We start from the raw sequence: 26,359 nt of genomic DNA on the forward strand, positions 1-26,359 counted from the left end.
CCGGATGCAGGGCGCCCATCGGCGCTTCTCCTCGCCCGTGCCGCGACCAACCGAGATTCAGAGGCCCCGTGTCGTCCTTCCTGACCCGCCTGACCGATGATGCCCGCATCGCCCTCGACACGCTGGGGGACCGGGCCGCCGGCCTCGTCAATCCCTCCGTCCGCCTGGGCGTCACCGGCCTGTCGCGCGCCGGCAAGACCGTGTTCATCTCCTCGCTCGTCCACAACCTGCTGAATGGCGGACGCCTACCGGTGTTCGAGCCGGTGCGGTCCGGCCGGGTGTCGAAGATCAGGCTGGAGCCCCAGCCGGACGATGCCGTGCCGCGCTTTCAGTATGAGGACCATATCGCCGCGCTGGTGCGCGACCGGATCTGGCCCGATTCGACGCGTGCCATCTCGCAGCTGCGCCTGACCATCGATTATGAAAGCGCCAGCGGCTGGAACAGGCTCTTCTCGCCGGGTCGCCTGTCGATCGACATCGTCGACTATCCCGGCGAATGGCTGCTGGACCTGCCGCTGCTCAGCCAGGACTACCGCAGCTTCTCGACGGGAACGGTCGAGCGCGCCCGGTCGGGGCTGCGGGCCGAGCTTTCCGGCGAATGGCTGGCGCTCGCCGCCGCCGGCGACCCCCATGGCCCCGCCGACGAGGCGCATGTGCGGCGGCTCGCCGAGGCCTTCACGGCCTATCTTCGCGCCTGCCGCTCGGACGAGCGCTCGCTCTCCACCCTGCCGCCCGGCCGGTTCCTGATGCCGGGCGATCTCGAAGGATCGCCGGCGCTGACCTTCGCGCCCCTGCCGGACCTGCCGCCGGGCCGCGCGCCCCAGGGGTCGCTGGCCGCCATGATGGAGCGGCGCTACGAGGCCTACAAGACCCATGTGGTCAAGCCCTTCTTCCGCGAGCACTTCGCCCGCATCGACCGCCAGATCGTGCTGGTGGACGCGCTCCAGGCCATCAATCGCGGCCCGGAGGCGCTCGCCGATCTCGAAGGGGCGCTGGCCGAGGTCATGGCCTGTTTCCAGCCGGGCACGAACTCCTTCCTGTCCTCCTTCCTGACGCGGCGGATCGACAAGGTGCTGATCGCCGCCACGAAGGCCGATCATCTGCACCATGAGAGCCACGACCGGCTGGAGCGGATCACTTCCCGGCTAGTGGCGCGCGCCATGGAGCGCATCGGCGCTTCGGGTGCCGGGGTCGAGGTGATGGCGCTTGCTTCCGTACGAGCGACGCGGGAAGCGACCGTCACCCATGATGGACACCCCCTGCCCGTCATCGTCGGCACGCCGATCAAGGGCGAGCGGATCAATGGCGAGACCTTCGACGGCCAGCGCAAGACGGCGATCTTCCCCGGCGACCTGCCGGCCGATCCGGATGCGCTGTTCTCGCCCCACGGGCCGGAGCAGGCCGCGCGGCCGGAGGTGAGCTTCGTGCGCTTCCGCCCCCCTCATATCGAGGAGACCGGCGGCGGGCTGAAGCTCTCCGTGCCGCATATCCGCCTCGACCGTGCCATGCAGTTCCTGTTCGGAGATCGTCTCGCATGAGCGACCAGACACCCCGCCGTCCCACCGCCTTCTCGCTCGAACCGGACGAGCCGGCGCGCAGGCCGGAGCGTGCCCGCGCACCGGCCAGCTTCGACGACCGGATCGTGCTGACGCCGGATGCGGACGACCCCTTCATCGAGACGACCCTCGCGGGCCCCCTGCCGACCGCGCTCGAGGAAGCGAGACCGCGCAGGCGACGTTTCTCCTTCGCCAAGCTGGCGATCGGCGCGCTCGGGCTGCTTCTGTCGCTCGCCATCGGCCTATGGATCGATCGCCTCGTCACCGACCTCTTCTCGCGCAACGACCTGCTCGGCTGGCTGGCGATCGGCGCGGCGGCAACCGTCGTGCTGGCACTCCTTGCCATTGTGGTGCGGGAGATGGTGGGGATCATGCGGTTGAACGCCGTCCAGGCGCTCAAGCAGCGGGCGGCGGAGGCCGCGCTCTCGGCGGACACCAAGACGGCGCGCGCCACCGTGCTGGCACTGACCGACCATCTGGCGGCGCGGGCCGAAACGGCGCGCGGCCGCGAAAGGCTGAAGCAGACGAAGGGCGAAATCATCGACGCCGGCCCGCTTCTGCAGCTTGCGGAGCGCGAACTGTTGCAGCCGCTCGACCGGGAAGCCCGCGCGCTGATTCTCAACGCCTCCAAGCGCGTGTCGATCGTCACGGCCGTCAGCCCGCGCGCGCTCGTCGATCTCGGCTATGTCATCTTCGAATCGGCGCGGCTCATCCGCGCCATGGCCGAGCTCTACGGCGGCAGGCCGGGCACGCTCGGCATGCTGCGGCTGTTTCGCGACGTGCTGGCGCACCTGGCGGTAACCGGTTCGATCGCGGTCGGGGACAGTCTCGTGCAGCAGCTACTCGGCCACGGGCTTGCCTCGAAACTCTCGGCCCGCCTCGGCGAAGGCGTGGTCAACGGGCTGATGACGGCGCGGATCGGCATCGCGGCCATGGATCTCTGCCGTCCCATGCCCTTTGCCGCCCTCCGACGTCCGGGGATCGGCGACTTCATCGGCGATCTGGCCCCGACCCGCACGCGCGACGGCGAGCCGCGCGACTGACCGGGGCGGGACACTCACATCCCGCCATACCAGTCATAGCCGACATCCTCCCAGAAGCCACCCTTGCCGCCGCCATAGGGGGCCAGCGTCGAGGCGAGCTCGATGGAGCGGATATATTTCGGCATCTTGTAGCCGAGCTGCCGCTCGACCCGCAGCCGCAGCGGCGCCCCGTTGGCGACACTCAGCGCGTCATTGTTGCAGCCATAGGCGAGAATGGTCTGCGGATGGCGCGCATCGAGGAGGTCGATCGATTCGTAATAGGGAACCGGTCCCTGGAGACCGAGATCCATCCGGTCGTAGCACTGGAAGACGACATAGCGCGCCTCGGGCTTCACGCCCGCAGCATCGAGCACGCGCGCCAGCGGCACGCCGGTCCACTTCGCAATGCAGCTCCACCCCTCCACGCAATCATGCCGGGTGATCTGCGTGCGGGCCGGCATGGCGCGCAGCTCGTCCAGGCTGAGCGTCAGCGGGGTGGTGACCAGACCGCCGACCGAGAGGCGATAGGTGGAGAAGCTCTGCGCCTTCATCGCCAGATAGTCCGCGCCGTCCGGATCGGTCGAGCCGTTCGGTCGCTGTCCCTGGCGGATCTCGCTTTCGGAAAATTCCGGCGCCAGCGCATCGCCGGCAATGAGCCGCTGGACGCGGTAGGTCAGGCCATTGGCCGATGCGAGCGCATCGCGCACCGGGCTGTTGCTCGACAGGATACCGTCCAGCATGTCGCAGCCGGCGAGCGGCAGGGTCGAGGCCGCGACACCCGCGACACGCAGGAAACGGCGGCGGTTGATTTCGAAGCGCGGGCTCATCGGCCGTCCTCCCCTTTCGCCGCCGCCTCCGGCAACGGCCGCGTCCGGTACCAGCCGGTGACGATCGAGCGAAGCTCGTTGAGCGGCCCGGCCACCACCACCATCACAATATGCACGACGAAAAACAGCACCAGCGCCGACATGCACAGAAAGTGCAGCGTGCGCGCCGTCTGCCGGCCGCCGAAGAGGTCGAGCAGCACCGGCAGGGCCGCATTCATGGTCGGCGACATGGCGAGCCCGGTGAGGACAGTGAGCGGCAGCAGCACGAACAGCACGCCGGCATAGCTCAGCTTCTGCAGCACGTTGTAGCGCCCGTCATGGTGGAGCCGCAGGCGCAGGTGGTCCAGGACGCTGCGCGGCAGCGCCTTCCAGTCACGCCCGCTCGGCACGAGATCGCGCCGCAGATGGCCGGAGACAAGGGAGGAGACGAGCCAGAGAAGGAGCGTTGCCGAGAGAACCCAGGCGAAGAAGAAATGGATCACGCGGCCGGTCGCGAGATCCTGATAGGACGGCAGGGTCGCCCAAGCGGGGAAGCCGCGATAGGCAGGCCGCTCGGCCGGGCCGCTCATGCCGAACAGGCCGGTCGTCTCGAAACTGTGGCCGAGGATGGTCGTGCGCCCCTGCGGCTGCCCATCCGGTCCGTACAGCGCATCCATGGAAAGAACGGCATTGTCGAACTCGAAGCCCGACTGGGTGCCGAGATAGAGCTTCGGATGCGCGTTGAAGATCTGCAGCCCGCTCAAGAGCAGGAAGAAGAGCGAGATCGCCCACAGCCAGTGGGTGAGCCGTGTCATGACGCCATGCCGGTAGACGAGCCGCCCTTCCCCGTCGCGTCCATCCTCGATCTTTGTCACCGCCATGCCATCACCTCATTCTGATCGGTCTTATCGCTATACGAGGGGCACGAGGAAACTGTTTCAATTTCATCCGGCTTCACTAAAATGTGAGCAGCTGCTAGGGTGACGCTGAAACATTTCGTGAGCCGCCCGCGGGACACAGCTACGGCTTCGAAACCGTCCATTAACCATTCAAGTGCCACTTTACACGTGGATTTTCGCTTCACCGACCCTCAAGGATCGTTCATGCTTACGCGCCCTTCTCTGATCGCGCGCGGCCTCGCCGCCCTCACGCTCGCGGCCCTTGCCGCCTCCGCCTCGCCGGCTGCCGCCAGCGGCCGCGACAAGGCCTTCTTCGAAACCGTCGCCGGCCAGTGGAAAGGTCCGGGCGAAATCGTTGCCGGCAAATACAAGGGAACCAAGTTCACCTGCGAGCTGGAAGGCGCGACGCTGACCGGCAAGGATGCCGGCATCACGCTCGACGGCTTCTGCCGCGTCGGCGTGTTCAAGCAGCCGATGACGGCCACCATCAGCGAGAAGGGCAAGGGCTATACGGGCACGTTCCTCGACGGCGCCGATGGCAAGGGGCTCGACATCGTCTCCGGCAATGTCTCGAAGGACAAGATCGTCGTCGGCATCAACCGCAAGAAGCTGAACGGCGCGATGATCGCCCGCATGCAGGATCCCTCGCTCCTCAACATCACCATCTCGGTCAAGGTCGAGGACACCATGGTGCCGGTCATCGGCGTGGCCCTGACCAGGCAGGCCGATCCGATGGCCGTCGGCTCGATCCGATAAGATCGACCAGTTCAGGCCGCGGCCTGCTACGCGTCGTCTGGTTTCCACCAGTCCGGCCGCGCATCGATCCGCTCGATGCCGGCCGTTTCCGCGTTTGCGGCCCAGTCCGCGACGGTTCTCCCCCTGACGAGCAGGCCGGGCGCGATATCGGCCAGCGGCAGAAGCACGAAGCCTCGCTCCGTCATGCGCGGATGCGGAAGCGTGAGCCGCTCCCCGGTCCGCTCCTCCCCCTCATAGGTCAGGAGATCGAGGTCGATCGTGCGTGGCCCCCAGCGTTCGATGCGCTCGCGCTTCATGGACCGCTCGATCGACAGACACTGGTCCAGAAGATCCTCTGCCGGGAGCCGCGTGTCGAGACGGGCGGCGGCATTGAAGAAAAAGGCCTGGTCCGTCTTGCCCCAGGGTGGCGTGCGGTAGAGGGCCGAGACGGCGGCGACGCGGATACCGTCGATCGCGCCAAGCCGCGCAAGGGCCTCGCCGAGCGCTTTCGGGACATCGCCGATATTGCCGCCGAGGCCGATCGTGGCGCTGCGGCTTTCGTCCTCAGGCAACATGCTCGACCGTCACTTCCACATAATCGAGCACGCCCGGGACTGGCGCGTTCGGCTTGCGAATCGAAATCCTCGCGCGGCGGATCTGGCTCCAGCGTGCCGACAGGGTCTCGGCAATTTCGAGCGCCAGCGCCTCGATGAGATAGTGACGGCGGCCGGTGACGATCGCCTCGATTTCGCTGAAGGCAATGCCGTAGTGGACCGTGTCTTCGATCCGGTCTTCCGCCAGCGCCCGGCCGCGTTCCACCTCGAGTTCGGCGTCGACGAAGAAGCGCTGGCCGAGGAACTCCTCCTCGTCATGCACGCCGTGGCGGGCGAAGAAGGCGCAGTTCTTCATGGTGATGAGATAGGTCGGCGTCGTCATTCATTCCTCCTGCCCGTCCGGGCTGCGGGCCGCAAGACCGGTCCGTTCAAGCCTGTCTGCGCGCGGCGATCATAGCATCCGCGACCGCGAGCGCGTCCCTGTTGATTGCGACGTCGTGGACGCGAAAGACCGCCCCGCCCGCGGCGCGCAGGAGAGCTGTCGTCGCCGCTGTCGCCACATCGCGCGCCTGCGCCGCCTCCTGCCCCGTCACCGCACCGAGAAACCGTTTGCGGGAGGTGCCGACGAGCAGCGGCAGGCCGAAGGCGCGCAGCTCTCCGAACCGCGCCATCAGCGAGAGGTTCTCGCCCTCGTCCTTGGCAAAGCCGAATCCCGGATCGAGGACGATCGATCGCCGATCGATGCCGGCCGCGTCCGCGATTGCGAGCGACTGGTCGAGAAATACCTTCTGGTCCTCGATGACATCGGGCCGTTTCGTTCTCCCGCGGCCGGTATGCATGATGCAGAGCCCGGCCTCGGCGTCGGCCACCACGCGCGCCAGGGCCGGCTCACGCTGCAGGCCGTGCACGTCGTTGACGATATGGGCGCCGGCGGCCAGCGCCAGCCGCGCCGTCTCCGCCCGGTAGGTGTCGATGGACAGCAGCGCCGGCGTCTCGCGCGCCAGGCGCTCGATCAGCGGCAGGACGCGGTCCTGCTCCTCCTCGGCCGAAACCGGCTCTGCGCCCGGACGGGTCGATTCGCCGCCGATGTCGAGGATCTGCGCGCCTTCTTGCGCGCAGGCGAGCGCGTGGCGAAAGGCGGCGTCCGGCCCAGCATGCAGCCCGCCGTCGGAGAAGGAATCAGGCGTGACGTTGATGATCGCCATCAACACGCCGCAGCGCCCGAGGGTCAGCCGGCGGTCCCCGGCGCACAGCCACTCGACAGGGGAAAACGGATTGGCCATGGCACTGTCCTCGGGTCCTGCACCGCGCGGCGACCGGCGCGGTCTCGGCGCTAACCTTGTTGGCAACGCGCCGGCAAAGTGGGTTGCGCTCGGGCTGCCTATGCCCCAAGCTTGGGCGCACTTCAACCAAAGAGACGCTTGCCCCATGATGACGGCCCGTTCCCTTTTCGCCGCCTGTCTGGCCGCAAGCCTGTCGCTTCCGCTTGCCGCACCGGCGGGTGCTGAAACCGTGCTGACGAAGAGCATCACCTATTTCCCGATCGGCGGGCGGACCGCGGCCGATCTCGATGCGGCGCTCTCCAGCAAGGGCCCGCAGATGCGCAGCACCGGGGCGCGGCACCCGGGCGCAACCCGCATCCGCTTCGGCGGGACGGTCACCTATGTGAAGCGCGGCGCGGTCTGCGCGGTCGGCGCGGCCAAGGTCACGCTCAACACCAAGCTGATCCTGCCGCGCTGGACGAACCGGCGCAGTGCCGGGCGCGATCTGGCGCTGGTGTGGGACACGCTGTCGAGCGACATTAAGCGGCACGAGGAGCGCCATGCCGAAATCGCCCGCAATGCGGCGCGCGACATGGAGAAGACCTTGCTCGCGCTCCGCCCGGAGGCCGATTGCGAGCGCATGCAGGCCAGGGTCGCCCGGGTCAGCGAAGACGCGATCGCAAAACACGATGCCGACCAGGTCGCCTTTGACAGGCGCGAAGCGGTCAACTTCGACCGCCGCATGATCCGCCTGCTCCAATACCGGCTGGAGCAGCTTCAGAAGACGGCCGGCAAGTAATCGCCAAGTAACGAAGCGGCGTTCTTGCCAGGTTTTTGGATGCCGCAGAAGCTTGTGCGACCGTTACTAAAGCCCAAGAAATGACTGGCGAATTCTCGCGATGGCGGAACGGCCTCGGCTGATCTATCGTTTCATCATCGAACAGCAGACAGACGAAGCGGATCTCGGCGGTGCTTTTGCTGGCGGCTCTCCGGATGGAAGAGAGCGAAGGCGACTGTCGATCCTTCTTCACACGAGCCTGCCGCGCGGTGCGGTGCTGCCGCACGCTGTCGGCCCTTTCAGTTCTCCTGGCGTAACGACCGGCCGCCGACGGACCCTCCCCCGTCCGCAGGCCTTGCGCCCTCCTGCCCCGCTCGTCCCTCCCGGGATCAGCGGGGCTTTTTTGTTCACAAGATCAGGCCTGGCGTTCCGGCACATGAACGGTCAGCCCGTCCAGCGCTTCGCTCATGCGGATCTGGCAGGACAGGCGCGAGGTGGGGCGCACGTCGTGCGCGAAGTCGAGCATGTCTTCTTCCATCGCCTCGGGCGGACCCACCCGCTCGGTCCAGGCCTCGTCGATATAGACATGACAGGTGGCGCAGGCGCAGGCGCCGCCGCATTCGGCCTCGATGCCGGGAACGGCGTTGCGCACCGCATTCTCCATGACCGTCGAGCCCGGCTGGACGTCGAGATCGTGGCGCGTTCCGTCGAAGGCAATGATGGCAAGCTTGGTCATGTCAGGTCCGGGTCTTGAGAGGCGCGGCCGCCGGAAGGGCGGCGCGGCGATGGCAGTGCCGGTTTTCTCTCATCGAATCAAGACCGGCGTCAAGCAAGGCCCGCGTCTCCGGCGATGCGCCAGAGCTTGGCTCAGGCGCATAGCCGCGCGATGAAGCTCTCGCATTCCAGCACGCCGGCCGACAGTGCGGCGAAACTGCCCGGTGCCTGCGGCTGCGCTTCCACGCCTTCCGCCTGGCTGGCGACGCCGAAGGCGCCGATCGCCAAGGCCGCGCCCTTCAGCCGGTGGGCGGCCGCCTTGCGGACCGGCGGTTCGCCAGCCGCCATCTGGTCGATCAACTGGCGCGCCTGGCGGGCAAAGATCTGCAGAACCTCGATTTCGAGCGACTTGTCGCCCATGGTCTGCCGGGCGAGATGAACGAGGTCGACCGGCCTGCGGGTGGATGGGCAGGATCGTCGCTCCTCCTGCGGGGGCTGAGCCTCCGGCGCCGTATGGCGGGTCTCAAGCGTGGCGGCCATGGCATTTCCTTTCGCTTAACTCTGCCGGCCGGACGCTGCAGGGCTTATTAAGTAAAGCCAAAGCAACAGACATATCCGGGTCTCGGCGCTGGTGTGCCATCCTGCCCGTTCGACGCTGGCTTTCCCGTGAATGCGCCGGCGCTTCTCCCGGCTTTTCGCGGCATATGGTTAACAGGCGGCCAGCCCCGCGATTCCAACGGGTTCGGCCGAGAAGCCGGGGAAAATCCATTAAGATTTTCTTAGGATTTTAACGAATGCCCGGCGGCTTTAATTGTCGAAGCCCCATGAATGTGTCACTACGATACGCTAACGGGAAATTCCGGCACTTCTGGCGGGAAACTCGTGGGAACATGCCGGCGGCGGAGGAAGTTCTGTCCGCGGTGCCAGCAGTCTTGTTCCCGAAGCGTAATGAGTCATTGGTCGGACTGGTTTTGCGTTCATCCGGCACGCAAGGTCGCTCCCACCACCCTTTTTGCTCGGTCCGGGGATGACGTCATCCGTCCCGGCTGGCGAAAAGGGTCAGTTCGGTAACGAGGCGTATCCGCATGGCGACGAACAAAAGCAACGAATCGATCGACGATAAGGCTTTTCAGGCGCTGGAAGATGCTCTGCGCATCGACTTCGACGAGCTGAAGTCCGCCTTGGGTGACGAGCCGGCGGACCGCCCGGCAGCCAAGCCCGCAGCCGCGGCACCCAAGCGGGCCGCCAATGCCGCGCGCCCCGCCTCCCCTGCCGCCCGGGAAGAGAGCGCGCCGACGCGCAGCCTCGCCCCGGAACCGGCCCCCAAGGCCCCGAGCTTCAAGCCCGCCAATGATGAGGGCCGCGGCAGCGGCCTTGCCCGCATCCGCTCGCTCGACAGCCGCTCCGTGCGTGCGCCGATCCGTGCCTCGGTTGCCCTGTCTCTCCTCTGGGTCATCGGCGGCCTCGGCATCGCCAACCTGCTTTATGGTCCGGAAATCTGGCAGATCCGCTCGGTCGAGGCTCTGTCGGCCATGCCGGGCGCCGTCGGCGTTGCGGTCTTCATCCTCGTGCCGATCCTGCTGTTCATCGCCTTCGGGATGATGCTGTCGCGCGCCCAGGAAATGCGCAATGCCGCGCGCTCGATGACCGAAGTCGCCATGCGTCTGGCCGAGCCGGAAACGGCCGCCACCGACCGGATCATGACTGTTGGCCAGGCCGTGCGCCGCGAAGTTTCCGCCATGAACGAGGGGATCGAACGAACGATCGCCCGGGCGACCGAGCTCGAGACGCTCGTTCATTCCGAAGTCAACGCACTGGAGCGCAGCTACAGCGACAACGAACTGCGCGTGCGCACCCTCGTGCAGGAGCTCGGCCTGGAGCGCGAGGCGATCATCGGCCATGCCGAGCGGATTCGCTCCTCCATCTCCGGCGCCCACGGCCAGATCAAGGACGATCTGCTGGCCGCCGGCGAGGATGTGACCCGCCGGCTCGCAACATCGGGCGAGGCGCTCGCGACGCTGATCGAAACCCGCGCCGCGACCCTGCTCGAAAGCTCGGAGGCCGCCACGCAGGCCGTCAATGCCTCGATCGTCAACCGCGCCGAATCGCTGGTCGCCGGCATCAACACGGCCGGCCAGTCTCTGACCCGCGAGTTCGACACGCGGCTCGACATGCTGAACCAGGTCATCGTCAAGCGCGGCCAGCAGTTGCTCGGCCAGTTCGAAACCCGCGCCGCCGTCATCGATGCCAATACCGAAAAGCTGAACGGCGCGCTGAACGAGCGCGCCCGCCAGTTGAATGAGACCTTGATCGCCCGCACCCGCGATCTCAACGAGAGCCTCAACATCGGCCAGCAGGCGATCACCGCCGGGCTCGACGACATCCTCACCAATCTGAACGGCACGCTCGACGAAAAAGGTGCCAGCTTCCGCCATTCGCTGAAATCGGCCGCCGACGACGCCGTGATGGATCTCGACCTGCGGGCCGGTTTCTTCGAGGAGAAGCTGCACACGACGGTCAGCCAGCTCGCCGGAAGCTTCGATTCGCGGTTCCACGATTTCGCTGCCGCCTTCGACAAGCGGGCGACGCTGGTCGATACCCGCATGAGCGAGACCCTGACCCGCATCAACCAGTCGGTCGACGGTGGGTCGGAGCGCCTTGGCACCCTGCTGGAGGGTGGGGTCGAGCGGTTCCGCTCGGCGCTCGAAGATCAGTCCATGTCGATCGCCACCACGCTCGGCACGGCACAGGGCGCGATCGAGGACACACTCGCCAGCCGCGCGGCGGAGCTGCAGGCCACGGTTTCCGACGCCCACCACCGGATCGACAGTGTGCTCGAGCAGCGCTCGAGCTCCCTGCTCGGCGCGCTCAGCGCCGCCCAGGAGCGTTTCGAGAACGGCTTCGGCGCCAAGGCCGAGCGGCTGGAATCGACGCTGACCGACAGCAGCCAGCGCCTCACCGATGTCATCGAGTCCCGGACCAGCGCTCTGGTCGAGCGTCTGGATGCGAGCGAAACCCGCCTCGGCGAAACGCTGGGCAGCCATGCCGAGCGTGTGGGCTCTGCGATGAGCGCCACCGAGCAGCGCCTGACGGAGGCCTTCGAGAGCCGCAGCGCCCGCCTGATCGACGGTCTCACTGCCGCCGGCGACCGGGTCGACGAGACGCTTGCGATCCGCAGCGACGCCCTGACCAAGGCGATCGAGGAGGGTGAGCGCCGAATCGGCGACGCGCTGCAGAGCGGGTCAGCAAGCCTGATGGACGGCCTGCAGAACAGCGAACTCAGCCTCGCCACCACCCTGGCGCTCGGCGCCGGCCAGATCACCGACGGCCTGGCAGCGAGCGAAGAGCGGCTTGCGGACACGCTGCAGACGCGCAGCAGCGCCCTGCTCTCTTCGATCAGCGACACCGAATCGCGGCTCGATGCGGCCTTCGCCGATCGCGCCCGGTCTCTGACGGAAGGGCTCTCCGCGCGTGAGCAGAGCCTCGTTCATATCCTCGACAGCCGTCAGAACGCGTTCGACGAGGTTCTCGACCGCCGCACGTCCGGCCTGGTGGAGGGTCTGTCCGCCACGCAGGAGCGGATCGACTCGGCGCTCGGCGCACGAACCGCTGCGCTGGAGACGGTGATTGCCAGCGGCGAAGCCCGGCTGGGCGACGCGCTCGACCGGCGGGCCAGCGGCCTTGCCGACCATCTCGACGCCGCGCAGACACGGCTGGAGACCACGCTTTCGGTCCGCAACGACGAACTCGGCACGCTCCTCGAAGGCAGCGAACGCCGGATTGCCGAAACGCTGGACGCGCGCACAGCGCGCCTCGGCGAGGCGCTCGACAGCGCGCATGGTCGCCTGGACGAGACCATGGCCGCCCGCTCCGCAGCCTTGACCGGCGCGATCGCCGAAAGCCGGGACAGCCTCGACTCCGCGCTCTCCGACCGGACTTTCGAACTCTCGGCCGTTCTGGCGGCCAGCACCGAAATGATCGACAGCGCCTTCGAAGGCACGGCCGAGCGTGTCGAAGGCATTCTTTCCGCCCGCACCGCAGCCCTGTCCGACACGCTGTCGACTTCGATCGCCGATCTCGGCGGCACGCTGGAAGGTGGCACGGCCCGGATGGAAAGCGTGCTGCGCGACACCGGCGGCGCGCTGACGTCGGCGCTCGATACGACGGTCCGCTCGGTCGATGCCGCCTTCGCCACGCCGACGGCGCGGATCGAAGCAACGCTCGCCGAACGGACGGCCTCGCTGGAAGCCACCCTGTCCCGCTCGTCCGAGCGCATGGAATCGGCACTTTCGGGCAGCGTCGAGACACTGGACACGCTGATCTCGGACAAGACCCTCACGCTGTCCGGCGTGCTTGCCACCTCCGCGGCGGCCATCGAAGGAACGCTGGACGAGACCGGCAACCGGCTTGATCGCATCCTGTCCGATGGCGCATCGACGCTGAGCGGGCGGTTGAACAACACCACCCGCCTCATCGAGGCCCGCACCGCGACGCTGACCGACACGCTGATCAATTCCGCCAGCCGGATCGACCAGACGCTGGGCGGCACCACGGAAGCACTGGACAGCCTGCTCGGCGGGCACGCACAGCGGATCGACGAGACGCTCGGCGGCCATGCCGGCCGCATCGGCGCTGCAATTGCCGACAACAGCCGCCTGATCGGCGAAACGCTGGACAGCGGTGCGCGCCGGATCGACGAAACGCTCGGCCGCCATGCCGGCGCGGTGGCCGACACGCTCGACGGCCGGACGCGCCAGCTCGATGAGACACTGGCCGGCCGCAGCGCCGCGCTCGACGCCGTTCTTGCCGATCGCTCGGGCGAGATTTCGACGCTGATGACCAGCCGCGCCAGCGAGATGAGCGATGCGCTTGTCAACCGCGTGGAAGAGATTGCCGATGGGCTGTCGCTGCGTGCGAGCGTCGTTGCCGAAACCATGGCTGACCGCGTGGCCGACATCGAGCGCAGCCTGACGGGCCGCGCCGAAACCATTGCCGGCGATCTGACCCGCCGTGTCGAGGATGCAACGGGCGCGATGAGCGGCAAGGCCGAAGAACTGGCGTTCCTCGTCGACCGCCAGACCGCGCAGCTGACCGACACGCTGGATGCCCGCAGCGCCGCGCTCGACAGCGCGCTTTCCGCCTCGCATGAGCGTATCCGCACGACGCTCGACAGCCGGATCGACCAGATCGGCCAAACCGTCTCGCAGGGCGCCTCGTCGATCTCGACCGTGCTCGACGACCAGGCGATGAGCATCGCCACAACCGTCGCCACCTCGGCCAGCATGCTCGACCTGACCCTGCAGGAACGTCAGGCGGAGCTGGCCTCGACGCTCGAAAGCCGTGTGTCCGCGCTCGACGATGCGGCCGCCCGCGCCGCCGCCTCGCTCTCCGAGACGATCGATGAACATGCCGCCTCCATCGCCACCACGGTCGCCACCAGCGCCGGTATGCTGGAGATGAGCCTGCAGGACCGCCAGGACGAACTGGGCACGACGATCGATCGCGGGGCCGCCGCGCTGGAAGAGCGCCTGCGCTCCAGCACCAGCGACATTGCCGGCCATCTGGAACAGGCAACGAGTGAACTCGGCCGCACGGCCGAGACGCTCGCCGAGCGGATGGAACGCTCCGTCAGCGGCATTCACGAGCGGCTCGACGACTCGAGCATGAAGATCGCCACCAGCATCGGCCTTCTGGAAACCCGCCTCGGCGACAGTGTCGAGGGTGTGAACAGCGTGGTGGACGAAGCCGGCCGCCGCATGACGCAGACGCTTTCCGAACGGGTTCTGGAACTGGACGAAGCCGGGCGGCTTGCCGCCGAGCGGATTTCCGGCAGTCTCGCCGGCCGCGCCGAGGAGATCGGCCGTGTCAGCGCCGATGCCGCCAACCGGATCACCGAGGCGCTCGAAAGCCGGACCGCCGATCTCGGCCGGATTTCCGGCGCCGCTGCCGAGCGGATCGAGGAAAGCTTCGAGCGTGGCACGGGCCGCCTCGAAGAGCGCCTCGGAACCATGGATCGTGCCCTGACCGTCGGTCTCGACACCGTCAGCCGCACGATCGAATCCAAGGCCGCCGGCTTCGTGACCAGCCTGCGCAGCGCCGTCTCCGAAACCTCGGAAAGCCTTGGTGCCGACGCCGAACGCTCGAGCGATCTTCTCTCTCGCGCCGGGCAGGACTTCGCCCAGGCGATGGCAGCCCGCCAGGCCGATTTCCAGAGCGCCATCGAGCGCACGGCCGCCACGGCCGCCATGCGCAGCGCCGAACTGGCACGTTCGGTGAACGAGGCCGCCGAAGCGACGCTCGCCCGCGCTGCCGAAAGCCAGATCCGGCTCGGCACCCAGGGTGAGACCCTGGCCCGCAGCCTTTCCGACGTCGAAAAGGCGCTGGAAGCCCGTGGCGAAGCGATCCGCACCACCCTGGACGAGCGCACCCGCGAGCTGAACTCCATGCTGTCCGGCCGGGCCGGCGAGCTGAAGCGCGTGCTCGACGAAGAGGCCCGCCCGCTGCTCGACCGCTATGTCGAGGCCGGGCGGAGCGCGACCGACGCCCTCGCATCCACCGTCGCCCAGTCGGCCACGCAGCTGGAGCAGGCCGCAGACGCCGCCGGCCAGCGCGTGACCGCCGTGGTCGACCGGTCTGCGGAACGGTTCTCGTCCGTCGCCGGCCAGTCGGCCGAGCGTCTTGCCTCCGTCACCATGCGGTCGGCCGAGCAGCTGGCCGCCGTGGCCGGCAAGGCCGCCGAACAGGTGACGGATGCCGCTCTTAACTCCGCCGAACAGGTGGATGCCGCCGCCCTCCGCTCCGCCGAGCGCCTGCGCGGCGAGACGGACGAATGGGTCGGCGCGCTCACCGAACGCACCGACGAGGCCGTGCGCAGCATGGCTGGCGTCGAATCGCGGCTTCAGGCTGCGGCCAGCGGCCTCATCGATCGGCTGTCCTCCAGCCATGCGGCGATCGTCTCGGCGATCGACGACGCCACCGGCCAGTTCGGCGTCATGGACGAGAGCCTGCAGAGCACGGCAGCGCGCTTCAACGAGAGCACCCAGCGCGCCTCCGAGCTGATGTCCGCCTCGACCCGTCTGGTCGAAGGCAAGGCCGATCGTCTGGTCGACCTGTCGGGGACGACTCTTTCGCAGGTGGCCGGCATCGTCGGCCGCTTCGACGAGCACTCTCGCATTCTCAGCCAGGCTTCGGAGCTGCTCTCGGCCGCCCAGTCGAACCTCAGCGCCACGCTGCAGGAACGCCAGGATGCGCTGCGCACGCTCTCCGTCGGCCTCGTCTCGCGCTCGGAAGAGATCGAGAAGACGATGCGGGCAGTCGAAGGCTTCGTCGACGGCGCTTTCAGCCGCGCGGAAGAGCGCTCTACCCAGATCGCCGGCACGCTGCGCAGCAGCATCCAGACCTCCTTCGCCGATGTGGGCCGCATCCTCTCCGACGCCGAGGCGCGCACGGAGGAAACGGCGCGGACGCTCGAGCAGCGGGTTGCCCGCACCGGCGACGCCGTGGTCGGCTCGATGGAAGACATGCTCGCCCGGGCCGAAACCCGCACCGAGCAAGTGGCGAGCACGCTGCGCGAAGGCCTGACCCGCGCCGCCGACGACGCCAGCGCCACGGTGGACGACGCCTTCGCCCGTGCCGAAGCCCGCTCGAGGGAGATCGCCCAGCGGCTGCGCGGCAGCGTCGGCAGCTCGATCTCGGAAATCGACGGCATGCTCGACCAGACCGGCAAGCGCTCGGAAGCGATCGCCGACGATATGCGCGAGACCATCCGCCGCTCGGTCGAAGATGCCGTTGCCCGGTTCTCAGGCGCGACGGAGGAGATCCGTCGCTCCTCCGACGAGATCCGCCGCGAGCTGGAACTGACCCGCGCCGATCTGAAGCAGAGCGCCTTCGACCTGCCGGAGGAGGCGCGCGAGAACGCCACCGTCATGCGCCGCGCCGTCGCCGAGCAGATCAAGGCGCTGCAGGAGCTCTCGGACATCGTCGGCCGCTCGGCCACGCATCTGGAAATCGCCGAGCCGCGTCGCGTCGCCCAGGCCGGCGTTGCCACCCGCGCCCGCCCTGCCGAGCCCGCCTCTCCGGCGCAGCCCGCCCCGGTTGCAGCGCCCGCCCGCACCGCGCCGGCAGCCACCGCTGCGCCGCGTCCGCCGGCGCCGGCCCTGCCGCTCACGCCCTCTCGGCCTGCATCCGCTGCCAGCCAGCCGCTGGCGCCGCTTTCTAAGCCTGCTCCCCAGCAGCCGGCCCGTCCGGCCAGCTTCGCCGCGCCGGTTGAGGAGAGCGGCCTGCGTGGCAGCCTCGGGCTCGATCCGCGCACCGGCGTGCCCGCCGCGCCGCGGCTGACCGAGGACCGGGCGACCGAGCGTTCGGGCGAAGCCGGATCCGGCTGGATGCGCGACCTGCTGCGGGCCGCCTCGCGCGAGGACGAGCCTTCGGCCGCGCCGCTCCGGCCGCGCACCGAGCCGGCCCCGGCACGCGCGACAGACAGCCGCAACCCGCGCCATGTCATGGAATCGCTGAACTCGCTCTCGGTCGACATCGCCCGCGCCATCGACCATGATGCCTCCGTCGAACTGTGGCGGCGCTACCAGCGCGGCGAGCGGGACGTCTTCACCCGCCGCCTGTACACGCTGAAGGGCCAGCAGACCTTCGACGAGATCAAGCGCAAATACGACCAGGAGCCGGAATTCCGCACCGCGGTGGACCGCTATATCGGCGACTTCGAAAAGCTGCTCGCCGACGTCGCCCGCAACGACCGCGACCGCGTCATGACCCAAACCTACCTCACCTCGGACACGGGCAAGGTCTACACGATGCTGGCGCATGCGGCCGGGCGGTTTGGCTGACCCACGCTCCCATGTCGTCCATCCTCAAGGCCGCCGGATCATCTCCGGCGGCTTTTTTGTGAGCGTTCATGAATTCTCGCTTGGCTCTTGATATTGAGCGACAAGTCGGAAGAATTCTCGATGGAGCGCGCCCAGACGATAGAGGCAGGCCTATCGGTCGATCCGGGAAATTGGGACGATCGTACCCGCCCCTGTCCGCGACACGATTCTAGATCGTATTGTTTGGTCGCATACAGTGTCGATCTCGACGGTGATCTAATCGAGGCATTGTTCAGACTCCATAACCCCGCCGACGATCCGGTTGGTCAACAGACGAGCCCCCGGAGGTTAAAAAAAGTCATGAGCTGATGACCCGATTTCGGGAGGCGCGTTCCAATGATCTCCCCTTGTCGGATATCAGATCTTGCGTCATCGTTCTGGTGGTCCTGTGTCGAAACCAATGAGCCTGTTCTGGCTGATCGCTGTCGGTGAAGGGAAACGATCATGGCATCCGTAGAAATCAGCGACGTCGCCATCTGGATCAAGCACATCGATCAAAGAGATCTCCAGATTCGGCTAAGATCCTTGCGTGAAGATGAGACGATCGATCTTGAGACGGATGGGGTCGTCGGGCGATGAATCAAGATGAAGACCGGTAGCGATGGTCGTGAACCGGACGGGCTCAGGCCTGAAGGATCCATGCGGCCGATCTGGCATGAGTGGTTCAAGACCAGGCGCGGCGCGCGAGTCGAGATCAAGGCGGTAAGACTGGCGGATGATTATCTGCCGGCGATCGCCTTGCTGTTTCCGGAGTGGGCAAGTGCGGAGGACGAGGCGGCTTTCCGTGATCTGTGATCGTTACGAGACAATCATCGTACCCTTTCCCTTCGCCGAAATCCCGGCAGTCAAAAGGAGACCTGTCGTTGTCTTGTCGGGGCCCGGCTTCAACGCCCGCAACAAGGCAAGCGCCGTCGCCATGCTTACAACAGCAAAGGACAGCGCTTGGCCGAGCGACATCCCGATCATCGACCTGACTGCGGCGGGACTTCCGAAGAACTGCGTGGTCCGATGGCGCCTCGCCACGATTCCCAACGACCTCATTTTGAACCGGATCGGTGTTCTCGGCGTCGAGGACAGCCTGGCCTGCGAGCGGGAGCTTGCGCGGATGTTCGCCTGATCGGCCTACAGGCTGAAGCCTCCTGCTTAGATGACGCCCATAAAAAAATCCCGCCGTTTCCGGCGGGATGTTCTTGTGTTGGAACCCTCGAGCAATCCTACCCGCTCAATGATCCTTCGCCGCGTAGATCGAGCGCTTGGTCAGGAAGATCAGGCCGGTGAAGATCAGGAGGAAGATCATCACCATGAAGCCGGTGCGCTTGCGCTCTTCCAGGTGCGGCTCGGCCGCCCACATCAGGAAGGAGGCGACGTCGCGGGAATATTGCTCCACTGTCTGCGGCGAGCCGTCATCGTAGGTCACCTGGCCGTCGTTGAGCGGCTTGGCCATGGCGAGCGCTGCGGCATTGGCGAAATAGGGGTTGTAATGCGTGCCCTCGGCGATCTCGACGCCCTTCGGCGGCTCTTCATAGCCGTTCAGGAGTGCGTGGATATAGTCCGGCCCGCCTTCCTGATATTGCGTGAAGATGTCGAAGATGAAGGTCGGGAAGCCACGCTCGATGCCGCGTGCCTTGGCGAGCAGCGACATGTCCGGCGGGGCCGCGCCGTTGTTGGCCGCAGCCGCGGCCTCGGCATTCGGATAGGGCGACGGGAAGTGGTCGGAGGCGACCGCCTTGCGGGTGAACATCTCGCCATCCGCATTCGGCCCGTCCTGGACCTCGTAATTGGCCGCGAAGGTCTTGATCTGCGCCTCGTTGTAGCCAAGCCCTTCCAGCGTGCGGAAGGAGACGAGGTTCATCGAATGGCAGGCCGAACAGACTTCGGTATAGACCTTGAGCCCGCGCTGGAGCTGCGCCTTGTCGTAGTGGCCGAAGGGGCCGGCGAAGCTCCATTCCTCCGCCGGCGGCTTCTTGATCGGGAAGTGCGGCGTGCCCCCGCCATGCTCCTCGGTGGCGGTCTGTCCCTCATGCGGCGCGTTCTCCTGCGCCAGCGCCCCGCTGGTGCCGATGGCGGCGAGTGCGGCCAGCGAGACCATGCCTGTGATCAGTTTGTTCATCGTCCTGGGTTCCTTGATCTTCGCTGTCGCCGTTACGCCGCCACCGGGGCCTTGGCGGCCTTCTTGGCGAGAACCGCCTCGGTGATGGAGTTGGGAATGCGCTTGGGCGTTTCGACGAGGCCGAGGATCGGCATGATGACGAGGAAGAAGCCGAAGTAATAGAGCGTGCCGAGCTGCGACATCACCACATAGGCGCCTTCCGCCGGCCGCGAGCCCAGCCAGCCGAGAACGATGGCATTCACCACGAACAGCCAGAAGAACATCTTGTACCAGGGACGATAGACGGCCGAGCGCACCTTCGACGTGTCGAGCCACGGCACGAAGAACAGGACGATGATCGCGCCGAACATGACGAGCACGCCGCCGAGCTTGGAATCGATCGGGCCGACATTGAAGGTTATGGCGCGCAGCATGGCGTAGAACGGCAGGTAGTACCATTCGGGCACGATATGCGCCGGCGTCTTCAGCGCGTTGGCCTGGATGTAGTTGTCGGGATGGCCGAGATAGTTCGGCATGTAGAAGACGAACCAGGCGAAGACGAGCAGGAAGACCGAAACGCCGAGCGCATCCTTGAGAGTCGCATAGGGCGTGAAGGCAACGGTGTCGGTCTTGGTCTTGATCTCGATGCCGGTCGGGTTGGTCTGGCCGGTCACATGCAGCGCCCAGATATGCAGCACGACGACGCCGGCGATCATGAACGGCAGCAGATAATGCAGCGCGAAGAAGCGGTTGAGCGTCGGCTGGTCGACCGCGAAGCCGCCGAGCAGGAACTGCTGCAGCCACTCGCCGATGCCGGGGAAAGCCGAGAAGAAGCCGGTGATGACGGTCGCGCCCCAGAAGGACATCTGGCCCCAGGGCAGCACATAGCCCATGAAGCCGGCCGCCATCATCAGAAGGTAGATCACCACGCCGAGGATCCAGAGGATTTCGCGCGGCGCCTTGTAGGAGCCGTAGTAAAGGCCACGGCCGATATGGAGATAGACGGCGATGAAGAAGAAGGACGCCCCGTTGGCATGCATGTAGCGCAGCAGCCAGCCGTGATTGACGTCGCGCATGATCTTCTCGACCGAGTTGAAGGCATCGGCCGTCGTTGTCGAATAGTGCATGGCAAGCACGATGCCGGTCACGATCTGCACGAGCAGCATGACGGACAGCATGGCGCCGAACGTATAGGCATAGTTCAGGTTGCGCGGGACGGGATAGGAGACGAAGCTGTCATGCACCATCCGCGGCAGCGGCAGGCGCTGGTCTACCCATTTCTCGATGCCTGTGGTCGGCCTGTAGGTTGAATGTTCCCCACTCATGTCGGCAATCCCCCTCAACCGATCTTGATGACTGTGTCGGACGTGAACGCGAAGGTCGGCACGGCCAGATTCTGCGGTGCCGGACCCTTGCGGATACGACCGGCGGTATCATAGTGCGAGCCGTGGCAGGGACAGAACCAGCCGCCGAAATCGCCGGCCTGGCCAAGCGGCACGCAGCCGAGATGGGTGCAGGAGCCGATCATCACGATCCAGTTTTCCTTGCCCTCGCCGGCGGAGCGGTCGAGATCGGTCGCCTGGGCATCGGCAGCCAGGTTGGCGTTGCGCGCCACCGGGTCCTTCAGGTCGCCGAGCTGGACGGCCTTGGCCTCCTCCACTTCCTTCTCCGTCCGGTTGCGGATGAAGACCGGCTTGCCGCGCCACTTGGCCGTCAGAGACATGCCCGGCTGCAGGCTCGATACGTCGACCTCGATCGAGGCGAGCGCCAGCGTGGAGGCATCCGGCCGCATCTGGTCGATGAAGGGCCAGGCCACCGCCACGGCACCCACCGCGCCGGCCATGCCTGTCGCGAGATAAAGAAAATCGCGCCGTGTCGGCTCGCCGGCAGGCTCTTTGGAAATCTGGTGTTCGCTCACGGTGTAAAGTCCTCTCACCACAGCAGCCGCCCGGTCGGCAACGCGCCGCACCCGCCCCTGGCGCCGCTCCATCCATCTTGCGCAATTGAACGAAAGAAGGCTTCCAAAGCAATAAGCTGAAACCGATTGCCCGAAACTTTTGCCATGGCTCCACCCATGCGCCCAAGGCGGCCGTGCACGGCCGCAGCTCCCCCCGCTCACGCGCTCTCTATGCTTGATCGCAGATTATGTCCAGCTTTGGCAAGGCCGTCTTGCCCTCAGTTCCGGGGGAAAGCGTGACACCTTGTCGCGGGGGATTGCGAGCCTGATGTGGGGCGCCCTCGGACGTGTCTTACGAAGCTCTTTTTTCCCCGAACTCGCCCTGGTCGGCGGCGAACCGGCCGCCGGTGATTCTCGCCGGACCATCCGGCTGCCTACCAATGCTGCATTGCAGCATGTTCAGTCCTGTGCTAGCCAAGCTTCGGTTCTGGGAGGACCTTTCTCTTCTAGACGGAGGCCTGCCTTGCGCGCCACGCTCGCGACCATCCTCGCCACTTTCGCATGCCTAGTGCTCCTCGCTGCATCGGTTCGTTACATTCACCCACACTGGGCGACTGCGATCATCGACAGCCTCATGACCTATGCGACCGCCACTGCAGCGGTAGTGGCTCTTCTGGCCTATGCCCTAGCCCGCCGCCCGGTCTTTCTGGGGATCGCCGCAGCCGGCATCGGGCTTGCCGTGCACTCCGTCGTTCTGCTTGAGGCGCATGCGACCGTTCCCATGCCGATCGAACATGCGATTGAACCGGACTTGCGCATCCTCTCCTTCAACATGCTCTATACAAATGTGGAAAATGCCACCCGCATTGCCGATCGGATCCTCTCCTCCAAGGCCGACATCGCCGTCGTGCTCGAAGGCGGGCCGATGTTCATGCAACTGACCCGGCTGTCGTCGCTCTATCCCTACCGGATCGGCTGCGGCGCAATGACGCCCACCTGCGATCTCATCGTCTTCTCACGCACGCCCCTCCGAGACCCGCAGGTGAGCAATCTCAGCGACATCAGGCTGGATCGCTTCATGAGTGCGACGATCACCCGCGCCGGCATGCCGATCCGTGTGGTGGCCGCTCATCTGTCGAAACCTTATTTCGACACTTATCACACTGCGGAATTGACGACGCTTCGCTCCGTCATCGGCAATGATCGTGGCCCGATGATTCTCGCCGGGGATTTCAATTCGGCAACTATCGCCCCGGACATGCTGGACATGCTGCGCGGCCTTGATCTCAACACCGCTTCACCGGAACCGCCAACATGGCCGGTCGCGCTGGCCAAGCATGGGCTGGGCATTGCGATCGACCACATCTACAGCCGGCTTCCGCTCGTTCCCCTGTCGGTCGAACGGCTGGAAGACCCGTTCGGGTCGAATCACTACGGGCTGTTCGGCACCTACATCATTCGCAGGGGGTAACAGCCGTTCTCTAGCCTCCAGTCTGCGCCACCTCCTCGCGCGCCAGAAACCCGCCGGATTGCCGCGACCAGAGGTCGGCATAGAGGCCCTTATGGGCAATCAGCTCCGCATGGGTTCCGTCCTGCACGATGCGGCCCTCTTCCATGACGATCAGGCGATCGAGCGCGGCGATGGTGGACAGGCGGTGGGCGATGGCAAGCACGGTCTTGCCCTGCATCAGCCGGTCGAGATTGTCCTGGATGGCCGCTTCCACTTCCGAATCGAGCGCCGAGGTCGCCTCATCCAATATGAGGATGGGGGCGTCCTTCAGCATGACGCGGGCGATGGCGATACGTTGGCGCTGGCCGCCCGAGAGCTTGATGCCGCGCTCGCCGACATGGGCGTCGAAGCCGGTCCGCCCGCGCTGGTCCTCGAGCCGGTCGATGAAGCCGAGCGCCTCGGCTTGCGCCGCTGCGCGGCGCAGTGCCGCATCGTCGGCATCCGGCCGGCCGAAGAGGATGTTGTCGCGGATCGAGCGATGCAGCAGCGCCGTATCCTGGCTGACCATGCCGATCTGCGCGCGCAACGATTCCTGCGTCACCGCAGCGATGTCTTGCCCGTCGATCAGGATGCAGCCGCCTTCGAGGTCGTAGAAGCGCAGCAGCAGGTTGACGAGCGTCGATTTGCCGGCGCCCGAACGCCCGACGATTCCGACGCGCTCTCCGGCGCGGATCGAGAGCGACAGGTTCTCGATAACCCCTTTCTCACGACCATAATGGAAACGGACGTTCTCGAACCGGATCGAGGGCGACGCGATCGTCAGCGGCTGGGCGTCCCGCTGGTCGACGAGGCCAATGGGGCGCGAGATCGTCTCCGCCGCATTCTGGATCGTGCCGATGTTGCGCATGATGCCGTTGAACTGCACCATCATGCGACCCAAGAGGAAATTGAGCCGCAGCACCAGCGCCAGGGTGAAGGCGACGGCGCCCGAACTGATCAGGCCTCGCAGCCAGAGATCGACGCAGAGACCCGCCATGGTAACGATCATGATGCCGGAGAGCAGCGCCATGGAAGCGCGCACACCAGTGATGAAGCGGGTAAAGTTCAGCGTGGTCGCCTGGAAGATCTCGAAGCCCTGGCGCATGTAGCGGTCGTTTTCCTCGTCGCGCCCGAAGAGCTTCAGCGTCTGGATGTTGCTGTAGGCATCGACCATGCGGCCCGAGAGCATGGAGGATGCCTCGGCCGTCTCCTTGGAATGGGCGCGGATTCGCGGAACGAAGTAGCGCGCGAGCACGCCGAAGATGACCAGCCAGACGAAGACGACGACCGCCAGAACCCCGTCGAGCTGTCCGACGAGGACCAGCGTCGAGACGGCATAGATGCCGACGAACCAGATGCTGTCCATGAAGGAGGTGACGACATCGCCAGCCGCCTGGCCGCCCGACCAGACCTTGGTGACGATCCGGCCGGAAAAATCGTTCTGGAAGAAGGACACCGACTGGCGGGCCACATGCAGATAGGACTGCCATCGCACCAGATTGTAGAAGCCGGGCGTGATGATCTGCTGATCGACCAGCGCCATCAACAGCACCACGACGAAGCGCACGACGCCGATCAGCACCAGCATGCCCAGGAGCTCGCCGCCATGGCTGGCGAGCAGGCCCGACCACCCCTCCGACGCCTTCACCGTCGCCAGAATATCCACCAGCCGGCCGACGAACCAGAAGAGCGCCGCCTCGATCGCCGCACTCGCGCCGCCCAGAAGCAGCATGGCGATGAACGGTGCCTTGGCCTGGCGCACATAGAACCAGACGAAACCGACCAGCCCGCCAGGCGGCTCGATGGCGGCGCGCGGCGCGAAGGGTTCGATCCAGGTTTCGAAGAAGGAAAAGAGCGGGCGCAGGAACATGGATCCTGCATATAGATGGCCAACGGCCGCTGGCAAATGAAGCTTTGGACATGTGCGCCCGCGGTTGGAACGAGAGCCTCACCTGGGAGGCGCACAAGCAGCCCTCGCACCTACCAGGCGAGAACGCGGCGCCCGGCGAGCGATCCGACCAGCGTCGGCACGGCGATGGCGAGGCTGTACCAGGTGAGCACGAAGAGCGGGCTGTCATCCGGGCAGTGCAGCGCATAGAGCGCGGCGGCAAGGCAGCCGGCCGCAAGCCCCGCCACGGCGCCGGCGACGTGTGGACTGTCCGGCGCGCCGTGCCGGAGCGTGGCGAGGAGCGCAGAGAGCGGCGCCAGCGAAAGAACCGGGATGAAGAACAGGCAGAAGGCGGCGTTCTGTCCGAGCCAGCGGGCCGGCAGGCTGCCGGAGGGCGCGGAGGCAAGCTCATAAAGACCACCCGCCGCGACCAGGCACAGCGGCGCGAGCAGAAAGAGAAGCTGCGATCGAACGCCCCGCCCGGGACGGGCTGCATCGAGGGCGGCTAAGGCGCCAAGGAGCGCGAGCAGCACGGTGGCCCCGAGCTTCAGCAGCACGCGCCAGCCGCTGATCGCCGTTCCGAGATCGGGCCGCAGGCCGACCGTGAGGAGAAGCAGGCCAAAGGAGACTGCCCCGCCCGCTGCCAGCGCAAGCGGCAGCCGCCGGCTGATGATGACGGGCGGACGCCGGTCCTCGGAAAGGAGGCGGATGAGGTCGTCGGTCTTCATAGCACGCGGCCCTTATAGAGTGCTGCAAGCGTCTTCAACGCCCTGTGAAGTGCCACGCGGACGGCACCTTCGCTCATCATCAACCGGGACGCCGTCTCGCGGATCGATTGTCCCTCGATCGAGATGGAATGGACGATGTCGCGCTGCGGGTCCTTCAGGCGCGCCACAAGGTCGATCGCCTCTTTCCAGTCCAATGGATCGTCTTCCATCGGGGCGGCCAGCCCGTCCATCACATCCTCGATCGGAATGTCGATCCGCCGGCCTCGACGCCGCAGGCTGTCGATCATCTTGTTGCGCGCAATCGCCGCCAGCCAAGGGCCGATCGGCCGGTTTGGGTCCCAGGTGCCGCGCTTGAGATGAAGCGTCAGCAGGATCTCCTGCACGACGTCCTCCAGATCGCCGGTGGACCCGCCATAGCGGCTGGAACAGCGGTGCGCCAGGCGCCGCACATGCGGCGTTACCGCTTGCAGGAACGCATGATAGGCCCGCGCATCGCCCTCAAGGGCAAGACGCATCCAGCCTGCCCATTGGGCATCGCGCTCCGCATGATCGACCGTCATGGCTGCTCTTACGCGTCGGCGGTTGCCATTGTTACAGACGCCTCCCGACTTTCTTCACGCCGACCCAAAGGCAGGGCAGCAGTTGCTCTCGCATGCTGCCCATCCATCGTGGAAGTATTCTCAGTGAGGACTGTAACAGAGGGTTTTGCGTCTTCGTACTCCTTTCCGACGGCCAAGGAAGCCGTTCGAACCAGGAGATCGAAAGATGAAATCCGCCTTTGCCACGCTGGCGCTCGCCAGCACGCTCGCATCCGCCATTGCCGCCGCCTCCGCCACTACCGCCGCCGCCGCGGATGCCAAGGAGAAGTGCTACGGGGTTGCCATGAAGGGCCAGAACGACTGCGCGGCCGGCCCCGGCACGACCTGCGCCGGAACATCCAAGGTCGATTATCAGGCCAATGCCTTCAAGCTCGTGCCCGCCGGCACCTGCGAAGCCATGAAGACCCCGAGCGGCCACGGCATGCTGACCCAGGGTCCCGCTCCGGCCTGAACACCGTTTCCCG

At 66.3% G+C, this 26,359-nt stretch carries 23 protein-coding genes; 10 read left to right on the forward strand and 13 right to left on the reverse strand.

Annotation, left to right across the window (positions count from 1 at the left end):
- Nucleotides 1-68: 68 nt before the first annotated feature.
- Both U8330_RS09600 and U8330_RS09605 read left to right on the forward strand, forming a co-directional pair.
- Entirely contained in the window at nucleotides 69-1,538 is a 1,470-nt protein-coding gene (locus U8330_RS09600; protein ID WP_323105019.1) for a YcjX family protein, read from the forward strand.
- Entirely contained in the window at nucleotides 1,535-2,599 is a 1,065-nt protein-coding gene (locus tag U8330_RS09605) for a TIGR01620 family protein (RefSeq protein WP_323105020.1), read from the forward strand. Before U8330_RS09600 ends, U8330_RS09605 begins: the two co-directional genes overlap by 4 nt.
- A gap of 14 nt (nucleotides 2,600-2,613) precedes the next feature.
- Here the strand turns inward: U8330_RS09605 and U8330_RS09610 are convergent, their stop codons facing one another.
- Nucleotides 2,614-3,405 (reverse strand): molybdopterin-binding protein, encoded by a 792-nt coding sequence (locus U8330_RS09610; protein ID WP_323105021.1) that lies wholly within the window; start codon nucleotides 3,403-3,405, stop codon nucleotides 2,614-2,616.
- The gene (locus tag U8330_RS09615) at nucleotides 3,402-4,265 is read right to left on the reverse strand and encodes a cytochrome b/b6 domain-containing protein (protein WP_323105022.1); all 864 of its coding nucleotides are present in this window, start codon (nucleotides 4,263-4,265) and stop codon (nucleotides 3,402-3,404) included. The genes U8330_RS09610 and U8330_RS09615 overlap by 4 nt, the downstream gene beginning before the upstream one ends.
- Nucleotides 4,266-4,487: 222 nt before the next feature.
- Here U8330_RS09615 and U8330_RS09620 point away from each other — a divergent pair, with 222 nt between their 5' ends.
- Nucleotides 4,488-5,039: a hypothetical protein gene (locus U8330_RS09620; RefSeq protein ID WP_323105023.1), complete on the forward strand. Its 552-nt coding sequence runs from the start codon at nucleotides 4,488-4,490 to the stop codon at nucleotides 5,037-5,039.
- A 26-nt stretch (nucleotides 5,040-5,065) separates the two neighbouring features.
- On the opposite strand, the gene folK is transcribed toward U8330_RS09620, so the two are convergent.
- From folK to folP, 3 genes are read right to left on the reverse strand one after another with little or no spacing between them, the layout of a single operon-like run.
- Nucleotides 5,066-5,590 (reverse strand): 2-amino-4-hydroxy-6-hydroxymethyldihydropteridine diphosphokinase, encoded by a 525-nt coding sequence (gene folK / locus U8330_RS09625; RefSeq protein ID WP_323107244.1) that lies wholly within the window; start codon nucleotides 5,588-5,590, stop codon nucleotides 5,066-5,068.
- Nucleotides 5,583-5,954, reverse strand: a complete 372-nt coding sequence (folB, locus tag U8330_RS09630; RefSeq protein ID WP_323105024.1) for a dihydroneopterin aldolase — start codon at nucleotides 5,952-5,954, stop codon at nucleotides 5,583-5,585. The genes folK and folB overlap by 8 nt, the downstream gene beginning before the upstream one ends.
- A gap of 46 nt (nucleotides 5,955-6,000) precedes the next feature.
- Complete coding sequence (gene folP / locus U8330_RS09635) at nucleotides 6,001-6,855, reverse strand: dihydropteroate synthase (protein ID WP_323105025.1); 855 nt, start codon at nucleotides 6,853-6,855, stop codon at nucleotides 6,001-6,003.
- Nucleotides 6,856-7,000: 145 nt separating this feature from the next.
- Here folP and U8330_RS09640 point away from each other — a divergent pair, with 145 nt between their 5' ends.
- Complete coding sequence (locus U8330_RS09640) at nucleotides 7,001-7,633, forward strand: DUF922 domain-containing Zn-dependent protease (RefSeq protein WP_323105026.1); 633 nt, start codon at nucleotides 7,001-7,003, stop codon at nucleotides 7,631-7,633.
- A gap of 394 nt (nucleotides 7,634-8,027) precedes the next feature.
- Here U8330_RS09640 and U8330_RS09645 read toward each other — a convergent pair whose 3' ends face one another.
- Nucleotides 8,028-8,348, reverse strand: a complete 321-nt coding sequence (locus tag U8330_RS09645; protein ID WP_323105027.1) for a 2Fe-2S iron-sulfur cluster-binding protein — start codon at nucleotides 8,346-8,348, stop codon at nucleotides 8,028-8,030.
- Between the two features lie 131 nt (nucleotides 8,349-8,479).
- Nucleotides 8,480-8,866, reverse strand: a complete 387-nt coding sequence (locus tag U8330_RS09650) for an Hpt domain-containing protein (RefSeq protein WP_323105028.1) — start codon at nucleotides 8,864-8,866, stop codon at nucleotides 8,480-8,482.
- A 545-nt stretch (nucleotides 8,867-9,411) separates the two neighbouring features.
- Here U8330_RS09650 and U8330_RS09655 point away from each other — a divergent pair.
- The 4 genes from U8330_RS09655 (at nucleotide 9,412) to U8330_RS09670 (ending at nucleotide 18,322) form a co-directional block, all read left to right on the forward strand.
- Nucleotides 9,412-17,166, forward strand: coding sequence for a hypothetical protein (locus tag U8330_RS09655; protein WP_323105029.1), 7,755 nt, complete (start codon nucleotides 9,412-9,414; stop codon nucleotides 17,164-17,166).
- Nucleotides 17,167-17,649: 483 nt separating this feature from the next.
- On the forward strand, nucleotides 17,650-17,784 hold the full coding sequence (locus tag U8330_RS09660; RefSeq protein ID WP_323105030.1) for a hypothetical protein: 135 nt from the start codon (nucleotides 17,650-17,652) through the stop codon (nucleotides 17,782-17,784).
- Between the two features lie 60 nt (nucleotides 17,785-17,844).
- Nucleotides 17,845-18,000: a hypothetical protein gene (locus U8330_RS09665; protein WP_323105031.1), complete on the forward strand. Its 156-nt coding sequence runs from the start codon at nucleotides 17,845-17,847 to the stop codon at nucleotides 17,998-18,000.
- Nucleotides 17,990-18,322, forward strand: a complete 333-nt coding sequence (locus tag U8330_RS09670; RefSeq protein WP_323105032.1) for a type II toxin-antitoxin system PemK/MazF family toxin — start codon at nucleotides 17,990-17,992, stop codon at nucleotides 18,320-18,322. The genes U8330_RS09665 and U8330_RS09670 overlap by 11 nt, the downstream gene beginning before the upstream one ends.
- A 105-nt stretch (nucleotides 18,323-18,427) precedes the next feature.
- On the opposite strand, the gene U8330_RS09675 is transcribed toward U8330_RS09670, so the two are convergent.
- The 3 genes from U8330_RS09675 to petA are packed head-to-tail and all read right to left on the reverse strand — an operon-like array spanning nucleotide 18,428 to nucleotide 21,212.
- Nucleotides 18,428-19,315, reverse strand: a complete 888-nt coding sequence (locus tag U8330_RS09675; protein WP_323105033.1) for a cytochrome c1 — start codon at nucleotides 19,313-19,315, stop codon at nucleotides 18,428-18,430.
- Between the two features lie 32 nt (nucleotides 19,316-19,347).
- The gene (locus U8330_RS09680) at nucleotides 19,348-20,619 is read right to left on the reverse strand and encodes a cytochrome b (protein WP_323105035.1); all 1,272 of its coding nucleotides are present in this window, start codon (nucleotides 20,617-20,619) and stop codon (nucleotides 19,348-19,350) included.
- 14 nt (nucleotides 20,620-20,633) lie between these two features.
- Nucleotides 20,634-21,212: a ubiquinol-cytochrome c reductase iron-sulfur subunit gene (gene petA / locus U8330_RS09685; RefSeq protein WP_323105036.1), complete on the reverse strand. Its 579-nt coding sequence runs from the start codon at nucleotides 21,210-21,212 to the stop codon at nucleotides 20,634-20,636.
- Nucleotides 21,213-21,519: 307 nt separating this feature from the next.
- Here petA and U8330_RS09690 point away from each other — a divergent pair, with 307 nt between their 5' ends.
- Nucleotides 21,520-22,662, forward strand: a complete 1,143-nt coding sequence (locus tag U8330_RS09690) for an endonuclease/exonuclease/phosphatase family protein (RefSeq protein ID WP_323105037.1) — start codon at nucleotides 21,520-21,522, stop codon at nucleotides 22,660-22,662.
- A 10-nt stretch (nucleotides 22,663-22,672) separates the two neighbouring features.
- Here U8330_RS09690 and U8330_RS09695 read toward each other — a convergent pair whose 3' ends face one another.
- From U8330_RS09695 to U8330_RS09705, 3 genes are all read right to left on the reverse strand, one after another.
- On the reverse strand, nucleotides 22,673-24,550 hold the full coding sequence (locus U8330_RS09695; protein WP_323105038.1) for an ABC transporter ATP-binding protein: 1,878 nt from the start codon (nucleotides 24,548-24,550) through the stop codon (nucleotides 22,673-22,675).
- 110 nt (nucleotides 24,551-24,660) lie between these two features.
- Nucleotides 24,661-25,296: a DUF1109 domain-containing protein gene (locus tag U8330_RS09700; RefSeq protein WP_323105039.1), complete on the reverse strand. Its 636-nt coding sequence runs from the start codon at nucleotides 25,294-25,296 to the stop codon at nucleotides 24,661-24,663.
- Nucleotides 25,293-25,856, reverse strand: coding sequence for a sigma-70 family RNA polymerase sigma factor (locus U8330_RS09705; protein WP_323105040.1), 564 nt, complete (start codon nucleotides 25,854-25,856; stop codon nucleotides 25,293-25,295). The genes U8330_RS09700 and U8330_RS09705 overlap by 4 nt, the downstream gene beginning before the upstream one ends.
- A gap of 205 nt (nucleotides 25,857-26,061) precedes the next feature.
- Between U8330_RS09705 and U8330_RS09710 the strand changes: the two genes are divergently transcribed.
- Complete coding sequence (locus tag U8330_RS09710; RefSeq protein ID WP_323105041.1) at nucleotides 26,062-26,346, forward strand: DUF2282 domain-containing protein; 285 nt, start codon at nucleotides 26,062-26,064, stop codon at nucleotides 26,344-26,346.
- Nucleotides 26,347-26,359 lie beyond the last annotated feature (13 nt).

It is taken from the genome of Rhizobium sp. CC-YZS058, from assembly GCF_034720595.1.
Lineage (GTDB): Bacteria > Pseudomonadota > Alphaproteobacteria > Rhizobiales > Rhizobiaceae > Ferranicluibacter.